General features: G+C 67.6%; 1 protein-coding gene. It reads left to right on the top strand.

Features of this window, described 5'->3' with window-relative positions:
* Positions 1-39: 39 nt before the first annotated feature.
* Positions 40-5,338 (top strand): amino acid adenylation domain-containing protein (locus tag ACPXB1_RS30490; protein ID WP_425736156.1); only part of this gene is annotated, 5,299 nt, incomplete at its 3' end.

The following is a 5,338-nucleotide window of genomic DNA, read 5'->3' on the forward strand; positions in this document are numbered from 1 at the left end:
GGGAATTTGATCAATGAGTATGGGCCGACGGAGGCGTCGGTGGGGACGTGTGTTTTTCCGGTGCGGGTGGAGCAGACCCTGCCGGTGGTGCCTATTGGTCGGGCGTTGCCGGGTATGCGGATGTTCGTGCTTGATTCGTGGATGAATCTGGTGCCGGTGGGTGTGGTCGGTGAGTTGTTCGTCGGCGGTGTGGGTGTTGCTCGGGGTTATGTGGGTCAGTCTGGTTTGACTGCGGATCGGTTCGTGCCGGACCCGTTCGCCTCGGATGGGTCGCGGTTGTACAAGACCGGGGATCTGGTTCGCCGGTTGGCCGATGGTGTTGTCGAGTTCGTGGGCCGCGTCGATCATCAGGTGAAGGTTCGTGGTTACCGGATCGAGCTGGGCGAGATCGAGTCGGTGATCGGCGCGGTGGCCGGGGTTCGTGATGTGGTGGCACTGGTCCACGGCGAGGGCTCGCGGCTGGTGGCCTGCTACGTGCCGGACGGCCCCGATGTCGGGCTCTCGGAGCGGGTGCGGCGGGAGTGCGCGAGTCGACTGCCGGAGTACATGATCCCGGCGGACCTCGTGGTGGTGGAGTCGATCCCGCTGAACGCCAACGGCAAGGTCGACAGGGCTGCTCTCGCGGCGTCGGTGACCGGTGGCGGGCGTGTGCACGTGGACCCGCGTACCGACCTGGAGCAGCAGCTCGCGGAGATCTGGGCACGCGTGTTGAACCTGGACACCGTCAGCGTGGTGGACAGCTTCTTCGACCTCGGCGGCCACTCGATCAGCGCCATCGCTCTCGTCGGCGCCCTGCGTACGGCGGGCTTCTCCGCCTCGGTACGTGATGTCTTCGTGCACCGCTCCGTCGCCGCGCTCGCCGCGCACCTGTCGGCAGGGGACGCCGCCGAGGTCGCGCCCGCGTTCCAGCCGGTGGCACCGTTCGCGCTGCTCGACGACGCCGACCGGGCCGCGCTGCCCGCCGGTCTCAGCGACGCCTACCCGATCGCCCAGGTGCAACTCGGGATGCTCGTCAAGACGATGACCGACACCGAGCGGCACACCTACCACAACGTCTCGGCCTTCCCGATCCACGACGAGCAGCCGCTGGTCCCCGACGCGCTGCGCCGTGCCGTGCAGACCGTCGTCGACCGGCACGAGATCCTGCGTACGTCGTTCGACCTGAACGGCTACTCGGTGCCGCTGCAACTCGTGCACGCCGAGGTGCCGATCGAGGTGACCGAACTCGACCTGCGCGGCCCGGACACCGAGGCCCGGATGAGCGCCTACATGGCCGTCGAGCGGGCCAACCCGTTCGCGCCGGACCAGGTCCCGCAGATACGCGTCGCCGGTGCGATCGGCGAGGGCAACGCCTGGTGGTTCGTGCTGACCATGTCGCACGGCATCCTCGAAGGCTGGAGCCACCACTCCCTGCTGATGGAGATCCTCGACAACTACCGGCGGCTGCGGGACACCGGTGCTCCGGTGCCCGTCGACGCGCTGCCCGTGCGCTACGCCGACTTCGTCGCCGCGGAACTGGCCGCGCTGACGTCCGCCGAGGACGAGGCGTACTGGCGGGGTGTCGTCGAGTACCCGCGGTTCGCCCTGCCCACCGGCTGGGGCGCCCCGGACTCCGACCCCCAGTTCCAGTGCGGCACCAGGGTTCCGCTGCACGACCTGCTCGACGGGCTCCGGGAGGTGGCAAGCAGCACCGGCACCGCACTGAAGAGCGTGCTGCTGGCCGCGCATCTGAAGGTGATGAGCCAGATCACCGTCGAGCCCGTCTTCACAAGCGGCCTGGTCTGCCACGGGCGGCCCGAGGTGACCGGCGCCGACCAGGTGTACGGCATGCACCTGAACACGTTGCCGATCGTGCACCGTGGTTCGGCAGCCACCTGGGCGGAGCTGATCCGGCAGACCTTCGACGCCGAGTTGGAGCTGTGGCCGCACCGGCACTACCCGCTGCCGTCGGTGCAGCGGTTCACCGACGGTGCCCGGCCCCTCGAGATCCTCTTCAACTACCTCGACTTCGCGCAGGTCGACACCGACCGGGTCGGCTTCGACGACGCCGTCTACGAGGCGTCAAGTGAGTTCGACCTGCACGTCTCCACACTGGACGGGACGCTCAGCATTCTCAGCGACCCCCACGTCGTCAGCTACCCCAACGTCCTGCGCCTGGGCGCGATGTACCGGGCGGTGCTAGAGGCGATGGTGGCGGATCCGGGCGGGGACGCGCGGATGGTGTGTCTGCCGGCGGGTGAGGTGTCGGTGCTGTTGGCAGACGGCGACGGCGCGGTGGAGCCGCTGTCGGACTCGGTGCTGGGGTGGTTCGAGCAGCGGGTGACGGCGGTGCCGTCGTGCGAGGCCGTCAATGGGGTGCCCTTCGCGGAGGTGGATGCGCGGGCTGTGGTGCTGGGGACGTGGCTGGCCTCGTCCGGCGTATCCCGTGGCTCGGTCGTGGCGGTGTTGCTGGATCGGGGTGTCGATCTGGTGGCCGCCATGCTGGGCGTGTGGAAGACGGGCGCGGCGTTCGTGCCTGTGGACCCGTCGTACCCGGCCGGTCGGATCAGCTCGATCCTGGCGGATGCCGGTGTGTCCCATGTGGTGACGTCAGCCCGCTACGCGGATCGGTTCCCGTCCGGGGTCGAGGTGCTGGTGGCCGAGCGCGCGGTGGAGCCGCAGCAGTCTGTGGTGTTGCCGGGTGTGGTGGATTTGGATGATTTGGCGTATGTGATTTTCACGTCGGGTTCGACTGGTCGGCCGAAGGGTGTGCAGGTTACGCATCGGGGTTTGGCGAATCATGTTCGTTGGGCGTCGGTGGATTTGGCGGGTCGTGGTTCGGGTGGGTGTGCTGTTTTCTCGTCGGTGGCGTTTGATTTGCAGGTGCCGAATTTGTGGGCGCCGTTGGTGGTGGGCCAGCGGGTGTTGATGGTGGATCAGGATGTGGATTTGGCGGAGTTGGGGTCGGTGTTGTCGGCTGCTGCTCCGTTTAGTTTCTTGAAGTTGACGCCGGGTCATTTGGAGATTTTGGGTCGGCAGTTGTCGGATGAGTTGTTGGCTGGGTTGGCGCCGGTGGTGGTGGTTGCGGGTGAGGGTTTGCCGGCGGCGTTGGCTAATCGTTGGTTGGGTCTTCTGGGTCCGGGGAATTTGATCAATGAGTATGGGCCGACGGAGGCGTCGGTGGGGACGTGTGTTTTTCCGGTGCGGGTGGAGCAGACGTTGCCGGTGGTGCCTATTGGTCGGGCGTTGCCGGGTATGCGGATGTTCGTGCTTGATTCGTGGATGAATCTGGTGCCGGTGGGTGTGGTCGGTGAGTTGTTCGTCGGCGGTGTGGGTGTTGCTCGGGGTTATGTGGGTCAGTCTGGTTTGACTGCGGATCGGTTCGTGCCGGACCCGTTCGCCTCGGATGGGTCGCGGTTGTACAAGACCGGGGATCTGGTTCGTCGGTTGCCCGATGGTGTTGTCGAGTTCGTGGGCCGCGTTGATCATCAGGTGAAGGTTCGTGGTTACCGGATCGAGCTGGGCGAGATCGAGACGGTGATCAGCGCCGTCGCCGGCGTCCGCGACACTGTCGCTCTGGTCCATCCGGAAGAGGCGCGGTTGCTCGCCTTCTACGTGCCGGAAGGGCCGGACGCCGGTCTGGCCGCCCGGGTGCGGCAGGAATGTGCCAGTCGACTGCCGGAGTACATGATCCCGGCGGACCTCGTGGTGGTGGAGTCGATCCCGCTGAACGCCAACGGCAAGGTCGACAGGGCTGCTCTCGCGGCGTCGGTGACCGGTGGCGGGCGTGTGCACGTGGACCCGCGTACCGACCTGGAACGGCAACTCGCGGAGATCTGGGCACGCGTGTTGAACCTCGACACCGTCAGCGTCATGGACAGCTTCTTCGACCTCGGCGGCGACTCACTGCGAGCGGTCGCCCTGGTCGGGGCGCTCCGGGGAGCCGGCTTCCCCGTCGGCGTCCGGGACGTCTTCGTGCACCGCACCGTCACCGCGCTCGCCGCGCACCTCGCCGCAAAGGACAGCGCCGAGGTCGCTCCGGAGTTCCAGCCGGTCGCACCGTTCGCGCTCCTCGACGACGCCGACCGGGCCGCCCTGCCCGCCGGCCTCACCGACGCCTACCCCATCGCCCAGGTTCAACTCGGCATGCTCGTGGAGATCCAGAAGGACCCGACGCGGTCGCTGTACCACATCGTCCGCTGCTTCCGGGTCCACAGTCGCCAGTCCTTCTCGGGCGACGCGCTCACGGCGGCCGTGCACGACATCGTCTCCCGGCACGAGACCCTGCGTACGTCGTTCGACCCGCACACCTACTCGGTGCCGCTGCAACTCGTGCACGCCCATGCCCCCATCGACGTACGGATCCTGCGCCTTGACGAGGATCGGGCCGAGGCACACCTGCGCGGCTACGTCGACGCCGAGCGGGCACGGCCGTTCGACCCGGAGCACCCCGCCCCGCTGCTGCGGGTCAGCGCCCATGTCGGCGCCGACGGCGGATGGTGGCTCACCGTGGCGATCAGCCACCTGGTGACCGGCGGCTGGGACCTGAACACCCTGCTGGCCGAGCTGCTCAGCTGCTACGAGCGGCGCTGTGTCGGCATGGCGCCGGAGGCACCGGAGCCGTTCGCGGTCCGGTACGCCGATTTCGTCGCCGGCGAGCAGGCGGCGCTGGCCTCGGAGGCCGACGAGGCGTACTGGCGGACTGTCACCTCCGACCACGCCAGGTTCACCCCACCAGTGGGCTGGGGCGACGAGTCCGGGGAGCCCGGGACCGTGCTGCGGCATCGGCTCAGCTACCAGGACCTCGACCCCCGGATCCGCGAGCTGGCATCGACGTACGAGGTGTCACCCAAGGCCGTTCTGCACGCGGCTCATTTGAAGGTGATGAGTCAGTTGTCGGGGGAGCGGCGTTTTTACACGGGGTTGGTGTGTGATGCGCGGCCGGAGGTGCGGGGCGCGGATCGTGTGCATGGGATGTACATCAATGTGTTGCCGTTTGGTTTTGAGCGGGGTGTGGGTTCGTGGCGTGATCTGGTGCGGTCGGTGTTCGACGGTGAGGTGGGGTTGTGGCCGCATCGGCGTTTTCCGTTGCCGGCGGTGCGGCGTCTGACCGGTGCCGACGCGCACCCCATCGACGTCGTCTTCGACTACACCGAGTTCCGTCGCGCCAACACCGACAGCGAGGAGCAGGTCGGCTTCGAGGCCGTTGCCGGTGAAGGTGGCACCGAGTTCGCCCTCCAGGTCACCGCGGCCAGCGGCTTCCTCGACCTCGTCGCCGATGCGCGGGTGTTTGGGTCGGCGGGTTTGGTGCGGTTGGCGGGGATGTTCCGGGTGGTGTTGGAGTCGATGGTTGCGGATC

This window comes from Micromonospora sp. DT68, from assembly GCF_049847245.1.
GTDB classification, from domain to species: Bacteria; Actinomycetota; Actinomycetes; order Mycobacteriales; family Micromonosporaceae; genus Micromonospora; species Micromonospora profundi.